This window comes from Acetobacter oryzoeni, from assembly GCF_004014775.2.
Taxonomy (GTDB): Bacteria; Pseudomonadota; Alphaproteobacteria; order Acetobacterales; family Acetobacteraceae; genus Acetobacter; species Acetobacter oryzoeni.
In genome coordinates this window covers 761,704-781,309 of the sequence record NZ_CP042808.1, presented here as the reverse complement: position 1 = coordinate 781,309, position 19,606 = coordinate 761,704, and the positions used below count along the sequence as shown (strand labels likewise).

The following is a 19,606-nucleotide window of genomic DNA, read 5'->3' as shown; positions in this document are numbered from 1 at the left end:
TAAAACCAGAAATGGCCCGTCAGGCTTGGTTATCACCTGCCTGCGGGCCATCTTTCAAGAAAAGAAAAAAGCAGCCCCCGTTTGGAAGGCTGCTTTTCTTACACCAGATTTACTATTTGGCAGCCGGATTGCTGTTGGTCAGCAGCTTACCATCGTAACGCCCTGTCAGCGTTTTCAGGAAGGCCACAATGTCCGCCACATCCTGATCAGAGATGTTCTGATCCGGGGTTTGGTAACGGGCCATTTTGCGCACAGCCTCATCCAGCGTTTTTACGCTGCCATCATGGAAGTATGGGCCTGTTAGCTCAATATTACGCAGGTTAGGCACCACAAAGCGGTTCATGTCACTCGGTTCATGCGTTACGGCATAACGGCCTTGATCAGCATCCGTCAGCTTGCCACCACGGTCCTTGAAGTAATCACCTTCAAGACCCATGATTTCCATGCCGCGTCCACCCACGCCAATGCCGGTATGGCAACCAGAGCAGCCAATGGCCTTAAAGCGTTCATACCCGCGTTTGGCCTGCTCACTAATGGCATCCGGCTTGCCTTTGAGGTATTCATCAAAAGCGCCATTGGGCGTGACCAGCGTTTTTTCAAACTCGCCAATAGCCGTGGTGATGGTTTTTTCATCAACCTTGGCATCTGGGCCAAATGCAGCCTGAAACAGCGGTGCGTATTCCGGGTTGGCATTCAGCTTGTTGGCCACTTCCTCCCAGTTATGAGAGCCCATTTCCACCGGGTTCATCACAGGGCCAGCGGCCTGCTCTGCCAGCGTGGTGGCGCGGGCGTTCCAGAACTGTGCCATCTTGAAGTAGGCATCATACACTGTAGGCGTGTTGATGGGGCCTTTCTGCCCACCAATACCGGTGGCTGTAACCAGATTATCCACCCCGCCGGTATCCAGCCCATGGCAGCTTGCGCAGTTGAGCGTGTTATCGCCCGACAGGCTCTTATCAAAGAACAGCTTGCGCCCCAGTGTCCATTTGGCCGGATCGGCTTCCACGCTTTCTGGCACGGGGCGAATAGGTTCTGCTGCAAACTGCTCTGCCGCACCGGTGTTGTTGTAGTTTTTGCGGCGCGTATCCTGCACCCATTTCAACACCGCTTCGCGCTCTGCATTAGACAGATGGGCGTGCCAGTGCATCATCAGATACAGGTTTGGCGGCATACGGTTTTGCGTAATCACTTCCTCAATGCGGGAAAGCTGCTCTTCCGTAGGGGCTGTGCCCTGTTCAAACGCATCCAGCACCGGCTCTACACGGAAATGACGCAGCCCGTTGGCGCGATCTTTTTCCATAAGCGCTTTGGCAACCGGCACGCGGAAGTAAAACGGCAGATCACGCTGTTCGGCATGGCAGTAATCACACCGTGCCTCACGCAGGGCATTAAAGGCTGCCAGTGCCACAGGATCTTTCAGCGTGGGGGAAGATGCTGGTAATTCTGGTGCTGTAATATGGTCAAAATGCTGCAGGTAAGCGACTGTTCCACCATAAGCCAGCAGAGCTGCACCCACTGCTGACACGATTAATCGTTTCAAAACCCGGTCTCCTGATTTCTACGCCTTGATTGAATAGCTTTTATGCGCTGTTACCTGCATTGTGTTTGATACATATCAATATGTCCAAACGATTGTTTTTATTTTAATAATTGAAATTTTCGATGATCAGGTGTTCAGGACGCCAGATCATCTTTCAAACGTGCGCGAGCAATAGCCACGTATTCGGGATCCAGCTCCATCCCCAGCCCGTAACAGCCAAGCCTTTGGGCAGCCAGCAGCGTGGTGCCCGTGCCCATAAATGGGTCAAGCACGCGTGCACCTTCACGCCCATGCAGCAGAATGCACTGTTCAGGCAGCGCTACAGGAAATGTGCCGGGGTGATCGAACTTTTCTGCACGGCCCCGCACGGTTTCATACGGAATAAACCACGTATCCCCCCGGCAGCGCCTATCCTGCCTGTGGCCACGGCGGGCGATATTGGATTTATCCTTATACGGCACCCCGGCGCGCAGCCGATCAAGCCGCACATCTCCATGCAGCGTAAAGTGGAAAACATGCTCATGCCCACGGTGCAAAAACCGCTGGCTGTTCATGGGTTTGAAGTGCCCGAAGCTGTCTTCCCCCACGGAAATGGATTTCACCCACGAAATATGATTTTGCAGCACAAACAGATCACGCAGCCGCACTGCCAGTTCAAACGGCAGCCAAGGCTGTGCGGATGAGCCGGAAATATTCAGGAAGAATGAACCATCATCCTTGAGGATGCGCTGCAACTGCTGCGCAACCTCCAGCATCCAGTCCAGATAATCCTCTTCCTCCCGCCTGTCTGGATAACTGCGGTAGGACAGGCCGATATTATAAGGGGGGGACGTAACAACCACATCCACAGATTCCGCCGGCACGCGCTTGAGCGCACGCAGGCAGTCACCCATCACAATTTCCTGCTGCCCAATTTTATAACGGCGGGCGCGAGGTGGTTTGGTGGATGTGGTGTTGGCGCGGGATGCCCCGTTACCTTTGGCAGCTTTCACGCACTACGCGCCGCCGCAAGGCGCCATGTGCTGCCGTTCACATCCAGCAGGCGCTCAAAAGTCCACAGATCAGAAAACTCGGTAACGGCATCCGTGCCTGTTACCGGCTGACCTTCCTTGTTCAGCACAAGGCTGATCTGGTCAGAAACAATGCGCACATCAATGGCTGCTGCCGTGCCAGCTTCCATAGGGGCAATGCGCACATCCTCAATGGCCAGAGACCGAATGGCTTTTACATCTGTGCGCTGTGTTTCTTCCGCATTGGTGCGGGCTGTAATACCGGCCTCAAACGCAGAAAGCACTGCGGGGGTCAGATACGTTTTTAGCACATCCACATTGCCTTGCGCATAGGCCCCCACAACCTGCGCGAATGCAATTTGTGCACCGTTCAAAAACTGCTGGGGTGTGAAGGAAGGATCTTTTTGCCGGATATCTGCCAGCAATGTGCCCACGCGCGTGCCCGGAGCAGGAATATCAAATTCCGCCGCGGTTTCAGCCTGCTCTGGCTTGCCTTCCACAACTCTGGGCGCTGCATCCGGCCGAACCTGAAGCTTGACCTGTACCGGCTGAATACCCACGCGCTTGCCCAGCACGCTACGCAACCGCAGCACCAGAAATGCTGCAACCAGAGCCAGAAGCACCAGATCGACCGGGAAATGGCCGAGAGAAAAATCCATCTGTCTTACATCCACCAAAAACCTTGCGCCTGTTCTGCCACAGCACATGAAACAGAACCGGAGAATCGCGTGTTACTTATCACATAGTCACGCGCATGGGGGGATACAATCACCTGCCCTCTTGCTAAAGGGGCATTATGCTTCCTACCTTGCGGGTATCATGATCATCCTGCGACACTGCGAAAGCGAATTCAACCGCCATTACAACCTTCATGGGGGAGACCCCGGGTTGGAAGACCCGCATCTTTCTGCTGAGGGCAAGGCCCACGCGCAGGAACTGGCCCTGAAGCTGGCGGATAGGGGAATCCGGCGCATACTGGTTTCTCCGTTCACACGTGCGTTGCAAACCGCCACACCTTTGGCGCAACGTTTGGGCATTACCCCGCAAATTATGCCGCTTGTGCGCGAACGCGGCATGTATTCATGCGATAAAGGTACACCAGCCTCTGTTCTGGCATCTGCATGGCCGCATCTGGATTTTGCCCACATAGATGAGCACTGGTGGTCTGCACTGCCAGAAAGCAGTGCAAGCCTGGAAAACCGGGCACAACAGTTCCGCCAGATCATGGCGCAGGATGCCAGAGCATCTGAAACGCTTGTGGTTTCTCACTGGTGGTTTTTGCTGAGCCTGACCGGAGAGAGTTTTGAAAATGGAGACTGGCAGCATTTTTCACCCTGAGCACGCATAAAAAGGCGTGCGCACAGCCCAGATACCCTGCCAAACGTGCCGCTTGCGGTTGGCGGATGCCTGCGGGCATGCTACCGCGAAGGGTATCCAAAGTTGAAGCTGACGAAAGCAGAACCGATGTCTGAAACAGAACAGAGTGCCCCACCCGCACTGCCGCTTGCCGTTAACCTGCAGTACACCCGCGATCTGTCGTTTGAAGTGCCGGTTGGTGCAGAAATTTTTGCCACCCTGCGCAGCCAGCCCCAGATTGGCGTGAACATTGATGTGCAGGCCAACCGCCTGCAGGATGACCAGATGGTTTACGAGGTTGTTCTGTCCATTAAGGCAGAAGCCAAGGAAGCCCCGGAAAAGGAAGGTGGCCCCGCTGGCCGCACCGTGTTCCTGACCGAGCTGGTTTACGCCGCTGTGGTAACACTGACCAACCCGCCGCAGGAACTGATCGAACCGATCCTGCTGGTTGAAGTGCCGCGTCTGATCTTCCCCTACGCACGTAACATCATCAGCGATGTCACGCGTGATGGTGGCTTCCCGCCCATCGTGCTGCAGCCGATCGACTTTGTGGCTCTGTGGCAGGCACGCCGCGCAGAATTCCCCGAAGCAGCAGGCCACGCATAATCGCGTTGCCCTTGTTGCAAGGGTTACAAAAAGCCTTCGCACTTACGGGTGCGGAGGTTTTTTATGCGGGATATGCCCCCAAAGCATCCATAACCGCTGCGGCGGATACATGGTCTGCAATGCGCACGTTTTGCCAACCGGCGGCACGCAGCACACCGGCCACACGGCCAGATATCACCACGGCTCTTGCTTGCGCGGCCAACACATTCTGTTCTGCCTTTGGCAAAGCGGCCAACCAACCAACCGCACTCTCTGCTGAAAAAAACAGAACCACCGCCACCTTGGCGGCCTGAATGGCTGTGCACGTTTGCGCGTTTATGTGCTGGATTGGTTTGGCTGCATAAACAACCCGGCGCACAACCTTAAACCCGGCCTGCCTGCACCAAGCGGCAAGCTCTACGCCTTGCCCAGCCCCAGAACATAGCAACAGGCTGCCACATTCTGGCTGTTGGTGAGTTTGTAAAAGCGCAACAAGCGCACGGGCATCACCATCCGCACTTTTAACATGCGTAAACCCGGCATCTCGCGCCCGTTGGGCTGTGCGATCCCCTACCGCGTAAACCGGTATATCCAGCGCCTTGGCCTGCTGTGCTGCTGCCACCACAGCAGAAACAGCCTGCCCACTGGTAAGGAGTATGGCTGCGGGTAATTTTTTCGGTAAGCGCAACGTATATCGCTGCACAACCAATGCAGGTGAGGCCAATGGCAGCCAGCCTGCATCTGCAACGGCTGCCATTGTTTCACTCAGTCCCGGTTCCGGGCGCGTGATAATCACGCCACGCGGATGCATGGCCTTACCTCAGTTTTCCTCAAAAATATCAGACGGGCTGTCTTTACGCAGGCTTTCACCCAGTTCCTTACCCAGTCTTGCAGCATCTTCCGGCAGGCCCGTGATACTGCGCTTTAACAGGAAGGACCCATCTTCACGCGCAACAAGGCCCGTAAGGTGCAGTTTGGGGTCTTCCCCCGCCACGATGGGAATAAGCTGCGCGTAGCCACCAATAGGCGTGCGGCACGAACCATCCAGCTCTGCCAACAGGGAGCGCTCTGCCGTGGCAACGGCACGGGCCTCGTAATCTTCAATCGCAGAGAGCAGTTCGCGCAGTTCAATATCATCTTCGCGCACGGTTACGCCCACAATGCCCTGCCCTGCGGCTGGCACCATAACTGTGGGGTCCAGCACAATGCTGGCGCGTTCTGCCATGCCAAGGCGCTTAAGCCCGGCAAGAGCCAACAGCGTGGCCTGACACTGATGGGCCGCGAGTTTATCGAGTCGGGTTTGCACGTTGCCGCGCAGCAGACCAAATTGCAGGTCTGGGCGCACATGCAGCATCTGCGCCTGCCGGCGTACGGATGCACAGCCAATAAGCGCACCTTCTGGCAGGGCGGAATACGGATCATCCGGATCGGACTGCGCAAGGCCGGGGCTGAGAATCAGGGCATCACGCGCATCTTCCCGCTTAAGCGTGCAGGCCAGCACAAGGCCGGGGGGCAGCGTGGTTTCCAGATCTTTGAGGCTGTGCACGGCAAAATCAATCCGCCCATCGGCCAGGGCTTCATGAATTTCCTTTGCAAACAGGCCTTTACCACCAATTTCGGCCAAACGCCGATTTTGCACCTGATCACCCGTGGTGTTAATCTGGTGTTCCTGAAACGCGCCCATATCCCGCAAAACGGGGCAGAAGCGTGTCAGTGTGGTAAGAAAGGCGCGCGTCTGCACCAGCGCGAGGGGCGAACCCCGCGTGCCAACACGCAAAGGCAGGGTGCGGCGCCCAGAATGGCCACTTGCCTTTTTCTGGCGGGCCGCCGCTTCCGCCGCAAGTTCCTGCAACGCAGGAGAAGGGGCGGATGAGGAAGGGTAGGCTGAATCCATAAGAGTGTCTATTACCGGGAGTAGAGAAAGGACAAGAAGTGATGATGCCCGGCTGGTCTGAAAAACTTGCGCGACCGAAAAAACATTCCGCCCCCGTCCATCTATTGCGTTGCCGTAAGGATACGCCGTTTTGCATGATGCGTCCATGAACGAAACCGCACAAAACCGCAGGCCTGATGGCCCAATACTGGCCATTGAATCTTCTTGCGATGAAACCGCATGCGCCATTTTGGCCCCCGATGGCACCGTGCTTGCGCAGCGTGTTATTTCTCAGGACGGGCATGCAGATTTTGGCGGCGTGGTGCCCGAAATTGCCGCCCGCGCCCATTTGGCCCTGTTGCCGAATCTGGTTAAGGCCACTTTGCAGGATGCCAACATCGCCCCGGCGACTCTGTCTTTCATTGCCGCCAGCACAGGGCCGGGACTTATTGGCGGGCTGATTGTGGGCAGTGGTTTTGCCAAGGGGCTGGCATTGGCGCTGGGCATTCCGTTTGTAGCGGTCAACCACGTAGAGGCCCATGCCCTCACAGCCCGTCTGCCCGGCATTGTGCCCGATGGCGCGCCCTTCCCCTACCTGCTGCTGCTGGTTTCTGGCGGCCATTGCCAGTGCATTGCCGTAGAAGGCGTAGGCCATTACCGCAAACTGGGCGGCACGATTGATGATGCTGCCGGTGAAGCCTTTGATAAGGTTGCCAAAATGCTGGGCCTTGGCTGGCCCGGTGGGCCAGAGCTGGAAAAACTGGCGCGTGAGGGCAACCCCAAGGCCATTTCCCTGCCCCGCCCACTCTGGCGGCGTGAAGGCTGCGATTTTTCATTTTCCGGCCTAAAAACCGCTATCTCTCAAAAGCTTGTACCTTTTGGCAAAGAGCCTCTGCCCCGCCAGTTTGCGGCAGATCTGGCAGCTTCCTTCCAGCAGGCTGTGGCTGATGTGGTGACCAACCGTATTGAACACGCACTGGATATGATGCCCGAAGCCAAACTTCTGGTAGCTGCCGGTGGCGTGGCCGCAAATACGGTTTTGCGCGCAGCGTTAGAAAAAACAGCAGCACAACGCGGCCTGCGCTTTGCAGCCCCGCCTTTGCGCCTATGCACAGATAACGCCGTTATGGTGGGGTGGGCAGCCTTGGAAACATGGCAGAAAGCCGCAGAGTGCAATCTGCCCCCCGTAAACGATAACGCCCTACGCCCTCGCCCGCGCTGGCCACTGGAAGATATGGCCAGCCGTTTTGAAGCAGAAACACCCTCCGCATGAACTATCGCCACGCCTACCACGCCGGCAACTTTGCCGACTGCATGAAACACGCCCTGCTGGTTACCCTGCTGCAAAGTTTTTTGCGCAAACCCGCACCTTTTATGGTGCTGGACACGCATGCCGGTATTGGCCGGTATGATCTGCACAGCCCAGAAGCCGAAAAAACGCAGGAATGGCGAGATGGCATTGGCAAGCTGTGGAATGAGGATGCCGCCAGCCCGCTGGCAGATTGGCTGGAGCAGGTAAAAAAAGCCGGCGGGCCTGAGTATTACCCCGGTTCCCCGCTTATTATTGCGCAAATGCTGCGGGCGCAGGATTCGTTAATCTGCTGCGAAAAGCACCCAGAAGATAAACGCAGCCTTTACCGGCTCTTTAGCAACACCCCCAATGTCACGGTGCATGAGCGCGATGCTTACGAGGCCCTGCGTGCCCTGTTACCCCCAAAAACCGCCAAGCGCGGGCTGATTTTGATTGATCCACCATTTGAAGAACCGGGAGAATTCGACCGGCTCGCACAAGCGGTGCAAACCATTCAGGCCCGCTTTGCCAATGCAATTATTGCTATTTGGTACCCCATCAAGCACCGCACGCCGGTTCGGATTTTTCATGAAACGCTCATGGGCACCGGTATCCGCAATATCTGCGTAGCAGAACTGCTTATGCGCCCGCCACACAACCCGGATCAGCTTAACGGCGCGGGCCTACTTGTTATCCGCCCGCCATTTGGCTTTGCAGAAAAAGCAGGCGCACAGCTTGAACGGCTGCAACACGTGCTGGGCGCGCATGAAAGCTGCATCACCCAGCTTGTAGCGGAATAACGCCCTTACTGGCGTTATGCGTGTAGTTTTATGGCAAGCAGGTGCCGCCACATATCTGTGGCAAAGCCCTGCACGCCTGCGGCCAAAATCTGCACACCAATGCACAGCAGCACCAGCGCTGCCATACGGCTGACAATACGCGTGCCGGTCACACCCAGCATGGATACCAGCTTATCCGCGCCAGAATAAGCGGCCCATACAATAGCCACAACACACACACCAGCCAGCGTGGTGCCAATGGTGTACGCCCAGAAAGGTTCATCTGCCGGGCAGCCAGAACCAAGGGCAATGGCCACGGCAATTGTGCCCGGCCCCACCGTAAACGGCATGGCAAGCGGGAAAAACGCGGCATCGGCCCAGTTAGGGGCCATAACCGTACGGCCACCTTGCAGAGCCTGCTTTTCCTTTTGTGCTTCAACCGTTTCCGGGCTTTGCAGCAGATCCCACGCACGCACAGCCACAACCAGCCCACCGGCAACGCGCAGCGCATTTACGGTGATACCGAAAAACGCCAGCACCATACTGCCCAGCCAAAGCGAGGCCATGATGAGGCAGAGGGAGTAAAAAGACACCAGCCGCGCCAGTGCCATAATTTCAGTTTGCGAGCGGCCTGCTGTTGCCTGCGCAAAAATAAGCGCAGCCCCAAACGGGTTTACAATGGAAAACAGCGCAGGAAACGCCAGCAGAAACGAGGAAATGGAAGATGTAAATGCTGTTGCTGTTAACAGCATTGCGGGAAAATGAGCTGACATAACCCCTCACCGTTCTGTCCGAGGCATCCGCCCTCTACCCGAGGAAACACCGTTTCATCACGAAAAATCTGATGGCACCAAATTGCCCGCACCACCCTTGTACGTTTTAACAAAGCGTGATGCCTGCGCAATATCGTCCGCTGGATAGCAGAAATTAAATCCACTGCCATCATTAAGTGCCCATACACTCAGCCCGATATCATCGTAAATACGCAGGAAGTCATTTCCCACCTGCCAAAACACGGGTTTTAGCCTTTCCTGCAAGGCCAGATCCCGAAATTTCCAGATAGCAGAAATACTGTCTGTTTCTTCCCCTGCCGGGTCCCCCAATGCCACCAGATAGGCATCTCGCCGGTAAAGCGGCAAAATGGCCTCTCCCGCTTCCCCTGTCACATACCCCTGAGGCTGAAATGCCTGAATATCTGGCAGGGCGTGATCCAGATTTTTATAATGGGTGTAGGCATCTTCATCCCACTCCCGCACGGCAATACGCCCCGGCCACATCAGCCGCGCCACAACAAACAGCGCCAAGCCCACAGAAAGCGCGATTGTCCAGCGTACGGAACCCCGGGCATGTGTGGCCAGCATCATCTGCCACCAACTACCAGACGTATCATGCCGGGTGGCCAGTGCGATCACACAGCCAAACAGCAGCAGCAAGGAAAGCAGGGTTCCGGTGGAAAGAGGTTCGCTCAAAAGCCGCGCGTGCCGGTAATAGCAGGAGCGGAACGGCGCAATAAACAGCGCAGAAAGCCCCAGCATAACCGGCACAAAAAACGTATTACCGCGCAAAAACGTCAGCACAGTTGCGGTAAGCAGCAGATACAGCGCGCCACGCCATGCCAGCGTAACCCGCTGGGAAAGCCCAATAGCCAAGCTGATAAGCACTACACCCATAAGGGAAAGCACATAGTTGCCGCCCACACGGGCCATTGTCAGCAGGCTTTCTGGCACCATGGCAAATTTGGGCACGGGGTCCAGCATCACCAGACAGATCAGCATAACCCCGCAAAGTGAAACCGTACCCGTTGCCACGGCCACAGAAAAAGCGGCCTCACTTTCCCGCACAACCTGGCTGGGCCTGCGCTGCGCGGGCGCCGGAGCCGCGGCGGCATCCGGGTTGTTTTGTATCTTGCGGTTTTTCTTTTCTGCCAGAGCAGCATCACCGCGCAAAAACAGCTCGTGCCCGGCAAACATGATCCCCGCCAGAAACAGCGGAATAATGTAATAGAAAAGCCGGAAAATCAGCACCATGCCCAAAATCTGCGGTGCTGGCATATAGGGGCCTAAAGCCAGCAGCATGGCCCCATCAAACACACCCAGACCGCCCGGCACACTGGCCACCAGCCCGGCTGTGTAAGACGCAATGTAAATGGCCAGAAAAGATCCAAAATCCACCCCGGCACTGGGGGGAAGCAGCACAAAAGCAATGCTGGCCGTAGCCGCAACCTCTGCCGTGGCCACCAGTGTTTGCATAATGGCCATACGGGGGGATGGCAGTTCCACCACCCATTTGCGGAAGCGGAATTCCCGCACCTTAAACGCCAGCCCGATGTAAGCGGCCACACCGCACCACATCAGCGCGCCAATAACCGCCAGCACAGATGCGGGCACACGGTGGCCAATGCCCGGCAGCACCGTGGGCTCCCAGATCAGCACCGCACCTATCAGCACCGCAGCACCCAACAGATAGGTGGCGGAGCAGAAGGCTATAATCTGGGCTATGGCAAAGGAATTAACGCCCCAATTGCGGTAAAGCCGATACCGCACCGCCGCGCCAGACACGGCAGAAAAGCCCAGATTGTGCGAAAGCACGTAGGAACAGAACGCCGCAAAAGCCGCCCGCCGAAAAGGTAGCTTACTATACCCCACCTGAATGACGGCCAGCCGATCATAAAAGGACAGGATAAAGTAAGACAGCAGCGTGCAGCCAACCGCCATCCACATCTGTCGGGCCGGAATGGCCTCCATGGCGTGGCGGATGTCTGAAATACGCAGGTGCCGCAGTTCATGCTGCACCACCACAATGGCCGCCACCATAAGCAGCAGGCCAAGAATATGCGGCAGATGCTTGAGCCACTTTTTCCATCCCCCTCCGCCCGGAAGCGAAGAAGGGGGAGCTGGTGGGGGTGGGGTCTGCGTCATGTAACTTGCGGCGCTATGTTTTAAACCTGCGTCTCACGCAGGAGGGCTGTATCTATCAGGGCCACAGTTTCTGCCACGCCATACAGCGCAACAAAGCCGCCAAAGCGCGGCCCTTCCTTCTGGCCCAGCAGAACTTCATACAAACAGGTAAACCAGCTACGCAGCGGCTCAAACGCGTGGCGCTTGCCTACCTCGAACACCAGATTCTGCAAGGTAGAGGCATCTGCGGCCTCACCTTCATACCCACGCAGGCACTCTGCCAGATCCGTTAGCGCAGCACGTTCCTGCTCGGTTGGCGCGCGGAAGGTTTTGGCCGGGCGCACGAAATCTGCGTAATACGCTACAGCATGTTTCACCAAACATGCCAGCATGGGGTGCGTTTCGGGCGAAACGGCAGCATCATACCGGCGGATAAAGCCCCACAGCACTTCTGGCGTTTCTGCATTGGCAACGCTGGCAAGGTTCAGCAGCATGCTAAACGGTACCGGGCTGCCCGCATCTTCGGGGATATGGCCTTTATGGATAAACCATGCCGGGTTGGCGCGCAGGTCATTCCCCTTGGGGTTTTCGGCCTGCAGCACCTTGGCCTTATCAACATGTGTCAGATATTCATCCGCCGTTTTGGGGATGACATCAAAATACAACCGCTTGGCACGCTGCGGCTGGTTGAACATGAACTGCCCAAGGCTTTCTGGCGGGGCGTAACGTAGCCATTCTTCAACAGAAAGCCCGTTGCCCTTGGATTTGGAAATCTTCTGGCCTTTTTCATCCAGAAATAGCTCATATGTCAGCCCTGCAGGCGGTGTGCCGCCCAGAATCTTGCAGATACGGCCAGAAAGCCGCACGCTGTCTATCAGATCCTTACCAGACATTTCGTAATCAACGCCCAGCGCATACCAGCGCATGGCCCAGTCGGCCTTCCACTGCATTTTGGCGTGGCCACCGGTTACGGGTGTTTCAAACACCTCACCGTTGGAAGGGTCTGTCCAGCGCACAGTGCCGGCTGCGGCATCTATGGCGTCCATCTTTACCTGCATAACCTCACCCGTACGGGGGTGCAGCGGCAGAACGGGGGAATAAGTGGCGCGCCGGTCTGCCCCCAAGGTGGGCAGGATAACCTTTAGAATCTCATCATGCACTTCCAGCACGCGGCGGAGTGCAGCATCAAACCGGCCAGAGGTGTAATACTGGGTGGAAGACGCAAATTCGTATTCAAAACCGAAGCTATCCAGAAACGCGCACAGACGGGCGTTGTTATGTGCGGCAAACGATTCGTGCGTGCCGAACGGATCTGGCACGCGGGAAAGTGGCTGACCGATATATTTTTCCAGCATGTCGCGCTGGGGCACGTTATCGGGCACCTTGCGCAGGGCATCCATATCATCGGAAAAAGCCAGCAGGCGCGAGGGGCGGCCTGTCAGGGCTGTATAGGCCTGCCGCACCCATGATGTGCGGGCAACCTCACCAAACGTGCCAATATGCGGCAGGCCGGAAGGGCCATAGCCCGTTTCCAGCAACGCCGGGCGTGCATCGTCCTCACCGTTGGCGGTGCTGCGCACACCAACATGATCGGCTAGTTTACGCGCCTCCTCAAAAGGCCAGGCACGTGGAAGATCGGAAACGGGAGCGGATCGGCTTTCTGACATGGCGGGAAGCTATGAACTGGACACGCTGCGGTCAATCCAAAAACGCGCAGCACAGGATGGATAGAGGCAAATTTTACCATATCATTGACGTTAACAGCCCTGCGTTTCATGCTTTATACCTAAATCAAGAAGGCTTCAGCAAAGGACAGGCCCAACCCATGCGCCGCACCTCCGCCCTTATTCTTATTGGCAACGAAATCCTTTCCGGCCGCACAAAAGATGAAAACATCCAGTTTCTGGCCCTCCGCTTAGGGGAACTGGGGATTCCTCTGCGCGAAATCCGTGTGATTCCAGATATCCGGGAAACCATCATCAACACCGTGACAGAAATGCGCGCAAAGTATGATGAGGTATTTACCACTGGTGGCATTGGCCCCACGCATGATGACATCACAGCCCCCTGTGTTGCCGAAGCTTTTGGTGTGCCGTGGGAGTTCCACCCGCCCACCTTCAAACTGCTGGAAACCTATTTTGGGCCGGAAGAATTTAACGCCGCCCGCCAGCGCATGGCCAAGCTGCCGCAGGGTGCCACACCCATTGTAAACCCGGTTTCACTGGCCCCGGGCTTTAGCATTGGCAATGTGCACGTTATGGCGGGCGTGCCCCGCATTATGCGCGGCATGTTTGATAGCCTTGCCCCCAGCCTGCAAAAAGGCGCGCCAGTCTTTTCTCGCACATGGCACACCACATCACTTTTTGAAGGCACATTGGCTGACGGGTTAGAGGATATTCAGAATCGCTTTCCGGATCTGGATATCGGATCCTACCCTTTCCATCGAGAAGATGGCCGCCGCGGTGTAGCACTTGTGGCCAAAGGACAGAACCGCGCCGAGGTGGAAGAAGCAGCCAGCGCTATCCATGATCTTATCAAAACAAAAGGCGGCACCCCCATAGAAGGAGAACCGCCTGTCTAACGCCTTAACTTCCTCCCCGCCGGTTTTGCGCCAGTGGGGAGGTAACACTGCGTGTGTTAGCTCAGGGCTTCGCGCCCCATTGCCAGAAACTTTTCACGCCGCAGTTCTTTCAGGCGTGCCGGAGCAATTGGCAGAAGCGTTTTAAGTTCTTCTGTCAGCGCGGTGCGAACAGACTCGATAGCCACTGCGGGTTCACGCTGCGCGCCGCCCACGGGTTCGGGAATAATCCGGTCAATCAGCCCCAGCTTTTGCAAATCCTGCGCCGTCAGCCGCAGTGTTTCTGCCGCCGTGCTGGCCTGCTTGGGATCACGCCACAAAATGGAGGCACAGGCTTCGGGCGAGATAACGGAGTAGATGGCGTTTTCCAACATCATCACCCGGTCACCAGCACCCAGCGCCACAGCACCACCAGAACCACCTTCACCAATTACAGTGGCAACAAGCGGTACGGGCACTTCAAAACAGGTAGCAATAGAACGGGCAATGGCTTCAGCCTGCCCGCGCTGTTCGGCATCAATACCGGGCCATGCGCCTGCGGTATCAATAAATGTTAGAATCGGCATGTTAAAGTGCCCGGCCATTCTCATCAGCCGTTGCGCCTTGCGGTAGCCTTCTGGCCGCGCCATGCCAAAATTATGCTGGAGCCGGGTTTCCAGGTCTGAGCCGCGTTCAGTCCCGATCACCATAACCGGTGTGCCGTCAAAACGGCCCATGCCGCCAATAACAGCTTTATCATCTGCAAACAGGCGGTCTCCCGCCAGCGGTGTAAAGTCTGTTATCAGCGCATTCACATAGTCCTGCGTGTGCGGACGCTGCGCATGGCGGGCCACCTGCACCTTCTGCCACGGCGTAAGCTTGGCATAGATGGCACGCAGGTGCTTTTCCGCCTTTTCAGAAAGACGGGCCGTTTCTTCTTCTATGTTGACCCCGTTGGGGTCAGTCATTTGCCGCAGTTCGTCGATCTTGTTTTCAAGTTCGGCGACGGGCTTTTCGAAATCCAGGAACTGACGCATGCAGAAGCGGATAGCACAATGACGTGTAAAACCAAGTCACTTCATGCAACCAAACATATCTGAATGTCGATTTTTCACTTGGTGTGGGCAGAATCCGCCGCCAAAGGGTGATGCGCCTGCACGGCCTTTTGCAGGCGTTCTGTCTGCACATGGGTGTAAATCTGGGTGGTGGCGATGTCTGCATGCCCCAGCAACATCTGCAAAGCGCGCAAATCTGCCCCATGCGCCAGCAAATGCGTGGCAAAGGAATGGCGCAGCACGTGGGGGGAAAGGCGCGCCGGATCTATTTCTGCCCGTATGGCCACCGTGTGCAGAATCCGGTCAAACGCCTGCCGTGTCATGGGTTTTGCAGGGTCGCGACCGGAAAACAGGAATGGACTTTCCAAATGCGCATCCACTTCCAGCAAAGCCTGTGCGGCTTCCCGCGCACTGTCTGAAAGCGGCACCAAACGTTCCCGCCCGCCTTTGCCGCGCACCATGATCATGCGCTGGTCACCGGCTATGGCTTTACGTGGTAGCGCCAATAATTCGGAAATACGCAGACCAGAGGCATACAGCAGTTCCAGCGCCGCCTTGGCCAAAATGCCGCGTCGTTTTTTGGCCAAGGATGCCCCGGCGGGCTCTGCACAGGCATTCAGCAGCGCAAGCACTTCCGATTCGGATAAAAAACGAGGCAAAGGTGTGCGGGGTTTGGGGCTATCCAGATGCGCTGCCGGGTTATCCGCGCGCATGCCTTCACGCAGCAAAAACAGATAAAACTGCCGGATGCAGGACAAGCGCCGCGCAACCGTGCGCCGCGCCTGCCCGCTGCCTACCAATGCAGCCATCCAGTTTTGCAAACCCTCGGTTGTGGCCGTTTGCAGGGTTTGCCCCTCCCGCGCCAGACTTTCAGCGCAGGAGGTCAGGTCTGCTTCATACGCAGCCAGCGTATTGGGGGCGGCTGCACGCTCGGCAGCCAGCATCTCCAGAAAAAGATCAACGCCCCCGCTTAGCATGGCTTACGGATGTGCTGGTGCTGCCGGAGCGGGAGCTGCAACCGGCGGCGGAGGTGCCACAGGTGCTGGTGGTGCAACGGCTGCTGGCGGGGCCGGCGGCGCGGCAGGCGTAATGGTGGGTTGAGCCGGAGCCGCAGGCACAACCGCAGAAACGACCGGAGCCGGAGGAGCAGCAGGCACCGCCACGCTTGGCGCAGCAGCAGAAGTAGCCGGGGCAGCCAGCGGCAGATCACGATGCACTGGCTGGGGGACGGGTGGATGTGCGCTTAGGCCCAGCGCGGCAAAACCGCCCAGAACAACCGCAAACACTGCGGCGGCAACAATCAGAACCGTGCGGTTCATGCAGCTTGGCTCCCTTAACTGATATAGGTGTGTTCTGTCTGCTGTATGTTAAGCTGTGTTCCATGTCATCACGTATCTCTTCTCCCCACTCCGAAACAACGGACCCACCACCCATTCCGCTTGATCTGGAACGGGTCAGCCGTAACCATGGTTCTGGCATTATTCCCTTTGGCCGCAGCATCGTGCTTGTAGGCCTTATGGGAGCAGGAAAAACCACCATTGGCCGCCCCCTTGCCACCCGGCTGGGGCTGCCATTTGTGGATGCCGATGTAGAAATAGAACGCGCAGCCGGCTGTTCTATTGCAGATGTTTTTCGCCTCTATGGTGAAGCCGCCTTTCGTGATGGAGAGCGGCGGGTAATTCGCAGGTTGCTGGAAGGCCCGCCCATGGTGCTGGCCACTGGCGGCGGTGCGTTTATGGATTCCACCACCCGCACCCTGGTGCGTGAGCGTGCAGTATCCATCTGGCTGCGATGCCCCCTGCCCGTGCTGGTGCGCCGCGTAAGCGGGCGCACGCACCGCCCTCTGCTGAACACGACATCCCCGCGTGAAGTGCTGGAAAATCTTATGGCCATCCGCCATCCGGTTTATGCCGAGGCAGATATTATTGTTGATTGTGGAGACAACAACGTGGAGCACACAACCACGCGCGTTATGGAAGCCCTTGCCCTTTCGCGCCGCCCGTTAAGGTTACCTGTCACCTTGGCGCATACATCTTATGATGTGGTGATCGGCACGAATCTGATTAGCCGCGCGGGTGCCTTGCTGGCCCCGGTACTGCCTCAGAAAAACGTGGTCATCATTACGGATGAAAACGTGGCCCCGCGCTATCTGCATCAGTTGGAAACCGCTTTGGCGGAAACCGGCATTACATCCCGCAGCCTGCGCGTGCCGCCGGGGGAACAGACCAAGTGTCTGGAGATGTATAAAAAGCTGACAGACAACATTCTGGAGCACGGCATAGAACGCCGCACCAGTATTATTGCGCTGGGCGGCGGCGTGGTGGGGGATCTGGCCGGATTCGTGGCTGCAACCACCCTGCGCGGGCTGCCCTTTGTGCAGATTCCCACCACATTGCTCTCTCAGGTCGATTCTTCAGTTGGTGGCAAAACGGGCATCAACACCCGCTGGGGCAAGAATCTGTTGGGGGCATTCCATCAGCCACTTTGCGTGCTGGCAGATGTATCCACCCTTGCAACCCTGCCGCGCCGCGAGTTGGTGGCCGGTTATGCCGAAATTGTGAAGTCCGGCCTCATTGGGGACGAAGCACTGTTTGCATGGTGTGAAGAAAACGGCGCCGCCGTGCTGGATCAGGACCCAGAAGCGCTGGCAATGGCTGTACAGCAAGCTTGCGCCTTCAAAGCCCGTGTTGTGGCAGCAGATGAGCGCGAGCAGCAAAAAAACAATGGCCGTGCCCTGCTCAATCTGGGCCACACATTTGGCCACGCACTGGAAGCCGAACTGGGTTACGATGGCCGCCTTTTGCATGGCGAGGCCGTTTCCATCGGCCTGAATCTGGCTTTTGCGCTTTCCGTCCGTCTGGGCCTGTGCCCGCGTGCAGACATGGAGCGTGTGAATCGCCATCTGGAAGCCTTGGGCATGCCCGCACATATCCGAGACCTGCCCCACACCTTCCGCACGCAGGATCTGATGGCCCATATGCAGCGCGACAAGAAGATGCAGGACGGGCGCCTTTCCTTTGTGCTGGCGCACGGAATCGGTCAGGCATTTACCACGCGGGATGTGCCCGCAGCAGCCGTGAGAGATGTGCTGGAAGCAGACGGAAGCGTGGCTTAAAAGCAGCGACCCTACACCGCTGTAAGTTATCGGGTTGTAAATGTGTCACCTTGCCGCAATTCCGCCTTAATCAGACGAGAATGAGAGCGAGATACATGCTTTTGCAACATGTTATGGAAAGGGCCAGAAACCGTGGAAATACTTTTGCGCCAGAAACATATTCGTCCCACGAAATGAACTGTTGCAAATACAACACGGTTATGGCTTGTAATCACTAAGAGTATGAAGCTTCGGGTTCCTATTTTGGAACTGATCGTTTTATACGGCTTTAGGCATCTAGCTGGACCTGCCCGCTGAAATGGTTGGCGGGTTAGTCGAACAGATGAAATATTGAGGACCAAAAAATGCGTCTCCGCACGGCGTTACTTGCAACGACACTGATGGCAGCGGCTCCGGCGGCCGCATCTGCCACCACGATTACAGGCCCGTATGTAAACGTGGCCGGTGGTTATAACCTGGTTCAGAATCAGCACGCTCACCTCAACGGTGCAAACGCTGCTGGCGCCCCTCCGGGTGGAACCTCCTCTCAGCTGCGCCACAACACCGGCTTCACCGGTTTTGGTGCGTTCGGTTGGGGCTTCGGCAACGGCCTGCGCGCTGAAGTTGAAGGCGTTTACAACTACTCCAACATTGACCACCGTCCGGGCACGTCCCTGCCGGGTCATACACGTGGTTCCGACCAGTCCTACGGCGGTTTCGTGAACGTGCTGTATGATATCGACCTGAAGCAGTTCGGTATCGATGCACCTGTAACCCCGTTTGTTGGTGTTGGTGCCGGTTACCTGTGGCAGCACTACAACCCGATTGACACCAACTATGCTCACGGCGCAGGTCATACCCGCATCGGTGGCACGAACGGTGGCTTCGCTTACCAGGGTATCGTCGGTGCCGCTTATGACACGGGCATCCCGGGCTTCCAGGTGACCACGGAATACCGCATGATCGGTCAGCCGGGCTCCTTCATGGACGGTGCGTTCCACTACTCCGGTTCCAAGGGCACCGGCGGTAACGTGAACTTCGATCACCGCTTCAACCACCAGTTCATTCTGGGCCTGCGTTATGCGTTCGATACGGCTCCGCCGCCGCCGCCGCCGGCTCCGGTTGTTGCTGCTCCGGCTCCGCTGCCGGCTCGCTCCTACCTGGTGTTCTTCGATTGGGATAAGTCTGTCCTGACCGCTCGCGCTCGCCAGATCGTGGCAGAAGCTGCTCAGGCTTCCACCCACGTTCAGACAACCCGCATCGAAGTTAACGGTTACACCGATAACTCCGCTGCTCACCCCGGCCCGCGCGGTGAAAAGTACAACCTGGGTCTGTCCCTGCGTCGTGCTGACAGCGTGAAGGCAGAACTGATCCGTGACGGCGTTCCGGCTTCCGCCATTGACGTGCACGGTTACGGTGAAGCTCACCCGCTGGTTCCGACCGGCCCGAACACTCGTGAACCGCAGAACCGTCGCGTGGAAATCATCCTCCACTAATCGGCCTGCTTCCGGTTTTCGGAAAAAAGAAAGGGGTGCCTTCGGGCACCTCTTTTTTTATGTCTGCTTTTTC

18 protein-coding genes are annotated in these 19,606 nt (G+C 57.0%); 7 read left to right on the top strand and 11 right to left on the bottom strand.

Features of this window, described 5'->3' with window-relative positions:
• Positions 1–112: 112 nt before the first annotated feature.
• The 3 genes from EOV40_RS03760 to EOV40_RS03750 all read right to left on the bottom strand — a co-directional run bounded on the left by EOV40_RS03760 (position 113) and on the right by EOV40_RS03750 (position 3,209).
• A complete protein-coding gene (locus tag EOV40_RS03760; RefSeq protein ID WP_050819498.1) occupies positions 113–1,540 on the bottom strand; it encodes a cytochrome-c peroxidase in 1,428 nt (475 codons plus the stop codon).
• A gap of 134 nt (positions 1,541–1,674) precedes the next feature.
• Positions 1,675–2,532 carry a DNA-methyltransferase gene (locus EOV40_RS03755; RefSeq protein ID WP_128105085.1) on the bottom strand — a complete coding sequence of 286 codons (858 nt, stop codon included), beginning with the start codon at positions 2,530–2,532 and terminating at the stop codon, positions 1,675–1,677.
• Positions 2,529–3,209 (bottom strand): Tim44/TimA family putative adaptor protein, encoded by a 681-nt coding sequence (locus EOV40_RS03750; RefSeq protein WP_050819496.1) that lies wholly within the window; start codon positions 3,207–3,209, stop codon positions 2,529–2,531. The genes EOV40_RS03755 and EOV40_RS03750 overlap by 4 nt, the downstream gene beginning before the upstream one ends.
• A gap of 46 nt (positions 3,210–3,255) precedes the next feature.
• Here EOV40_RS03750 and EOV40_RS03745 point away from each other — a divergent pair, with 46 nt between their 5' ends.
• On the top strand, positions 3,256–3,888 hold the full coding sequence (locus tag EOV40_RS03745) for a histidine phosphatase family protein (protein WP_080986767.1): 633 nt from the start codon (positions 3,256–3,258) through the stop codon (positions 3,886–3,888).
• A gap of 126 nt (positions 3,889–4,014) precedes the next feature.
• Positions 4,015–4,512 carry a protein-export chaperone SecB gene (gene secB / locus EOV40_RS03740; protein WP_003628317.1) on the top strand — a complete coding sequence of 166 codons (498 nt, stop codon included), beginning with the start codon at positions 4,015–4,017 and terminating at the stop codon, positions 4,510–4,512.
• A 61-nt stretch (positions 4,513–4,573) separates the two neighbouring features.
• On the opposite strand, the gene EOV40_RS03735 is transcribed toward secB, so the two are convergent.
• Positions 4,574–5,302, bottom strand: coding sequence for a uroporphyrinogen-III synthase (locus EOV40_RS03735; RefSeq protein WP_128105084.1), 729 nt, complete (start codon positions 5,300–5,302; stop codon positions 4,574–4,576).
• A gap of 9 nt (positions 5,303–5,311) precedes the next feature.
• Entirely contained in the window at positions 5,312–6,385 is a 1,074-nt protein-coding gene (gene hemC / locus EOV40_RS03730) for a hydroxymethylbilane synthase (protein ID WP_128105083.1), read from the bottom strand.
• A 145-nt stretch (positions 6,386–6,530) separates the two neighbouring features.
• Here hemC and tsaD point away from each other — a divergent pair, with 145 nt between their 5' ends.
• Together tsaD and EOV40_RS03720 are read left to right on the top strand one after the other, a co-directional pair.
• The gene (gene tsaD / locus EOV40_RS03725; protein WP_128105082.1) at positions 6,531–7,637 is read left to right on the top strand and encodes a tRNA (adenosine(37)-N6)-threonylcarbamoyltransferase complex transferase subunit TsaD; all 1,107 of its coding nucleotides are present in this window, start codon (positions 6,531–6,533) and stop codon (positions 7,635–7,637) included.
• Entirely contained in the window at positions 7,634–8,455 is an 822-nt protein-coding gene (locus tag EOV40_RS03720; protein WP_128105081.1) for a 23S rRNA (adenine(2030)-N(6))-methyltransferase RlmJ, read from the top strand. Before tsaD ends, EOV40_RS03720 begins: the two co-directional genes overlap by 4 nt.
• A gap of 14 nt (positions 8,456–8,469) precedes the next feature.
• Here the strand turns inward: EOV40_RS03720 and EOV40_RS03715 are convergent, their stop codons facing one another.
• Genes EOV40_RS03715 through EOV40_RS03705 form a run of 3 tightly spaced genes read right to left on the bottom strand, consistent with a single transcriptional unit; the run spans position 8,470 to position 12,998 of the window.
• Positions 8,470–9,207 (bottom strand): MarC family protein, encoded by a 738-nt coding sequence (locus EOV40_RS03715; RefSeq protein WP_003628324.1) that lies wholly within the window; start codon positions 9,205–9,207, stop codon positions 8,470–8,472.
• 57 nt (positions 9,208–9,264) lie between these two features.
• The gene (locus EOV40_RS03710) at positions 9,265–11,352 is read right to left on the bottom strand and encodes a lysylphosphatidylglycerol synthase domain-containing protein (RefSeq protein ID WP_128105080.1); all 2,088 of its coding nucleotides are present in this window, start codon (positions 11,350–11,352) and stop codon (positions 9,265–9,267) included.
• Between the two features lie 20 nt (positions 11,353–11,372).
• Entirely contained in the window at positions 11,373–12,998 is a 1,626-nt protein-coding gene (locus tag EOV40_RS03705) for a lysine--tRNA ligase (RefSeq protein ID WP_128105079.1), read from the bottom strand.
• A gap of 158 nt (positions 12,999–13,156) precedes the next feature.
• Between EOV40_RS03705 and EOV40_RS03700 the strand changes: the two genes are divergently transcribed.
• Complete coding sequence (locus tag EOV40_RS03700) at positions 13,157–13,912, top strand: competence/damage-inducible protein A (RefSeq protein ID WP_050820370.1); 756 nt, start codon at positions 13,157–13,159, stop codon at positions 13,910–13,912.
• Between the two features lie 56 nt (positions 13,913–13,968).
• Here EOV40_RS03700 and EOV40_RS03695 read toward each other — a convergent pair whose 3' ends face one another.
• The 3 genes from EOV40_RS03695 to EOV40_RS03685 all read right to left on the bottom strand — a co-directional run bounded on the left by EOV40_RS03695 (position 13,969) and on the right by EOV40_RS03685 (position 16,262).
• A complete protein-coding gene (locus EOV40_RS03695; protein ID WP_050819488.1) occupies positions 13,969–14,925 on the bottom strand; it encodes an acetyl-CoA carboxylase carboxyltransferase subunit alpha in 957 nt (318 codons plus the stop codon).
• 74 nt (positions 14,926–14,999) lie between these two features.
• Positions 15,000–15,920, bottom strand: coding sequence for a site-specific tyrosine recombinase XerD (locus tag EOV40_RS03690; RefSeq protein WP_128105078.1), 921 nt, complete (start codon positions 15,918–15,920; stop codon positions 15,000–15,002).
• A 3-nt stretch (positions 15,921–15,923) separates the two neighbouring features.
• A complete protein-coding gene (locus EOV40_RS03685) occupies positions 15,924–16,262 on the bottom strand; it encodes a hypothetical protein (RefSeq protein WP_004448996.1) in 339 nt (112 codons plus the stop codon).
• A gap of 62 nt (positions 16,263–16,324) precedes the next feature.
• On the opposite strand from EOV40_RS03685, the gene aroB reads away from it, so the two are divergent.
• Both aroB and EOV40_RS03675 read left to right on the top strand, forming a co-directional pair.
• Positions 16,325–18,058 (top strand): 3-dehydroquinate synthase, encoded by a 1,734-nt coding sequence (gene aroB, locus EOV40_RS03680; protein WP_128105077.1) that lies wholly within the window; start codon positions 16,325–16,327, stop codon positions 18,056–18,058.
• 344 nt (positions 18,059–18,402) lie between these two features.
• On the top strand, positions 18,403–19,533 hold the full coding sequence (locus EOV40_RS03675) for an OmpA family protein (protein WP_050819486.1): 1,131 nt from the start codon (positions 18,403–18,405) through the stop codon (positions 19,531–19,533).
• Positions 19,534–19,606: the final 73 nt, after the last annotated feature.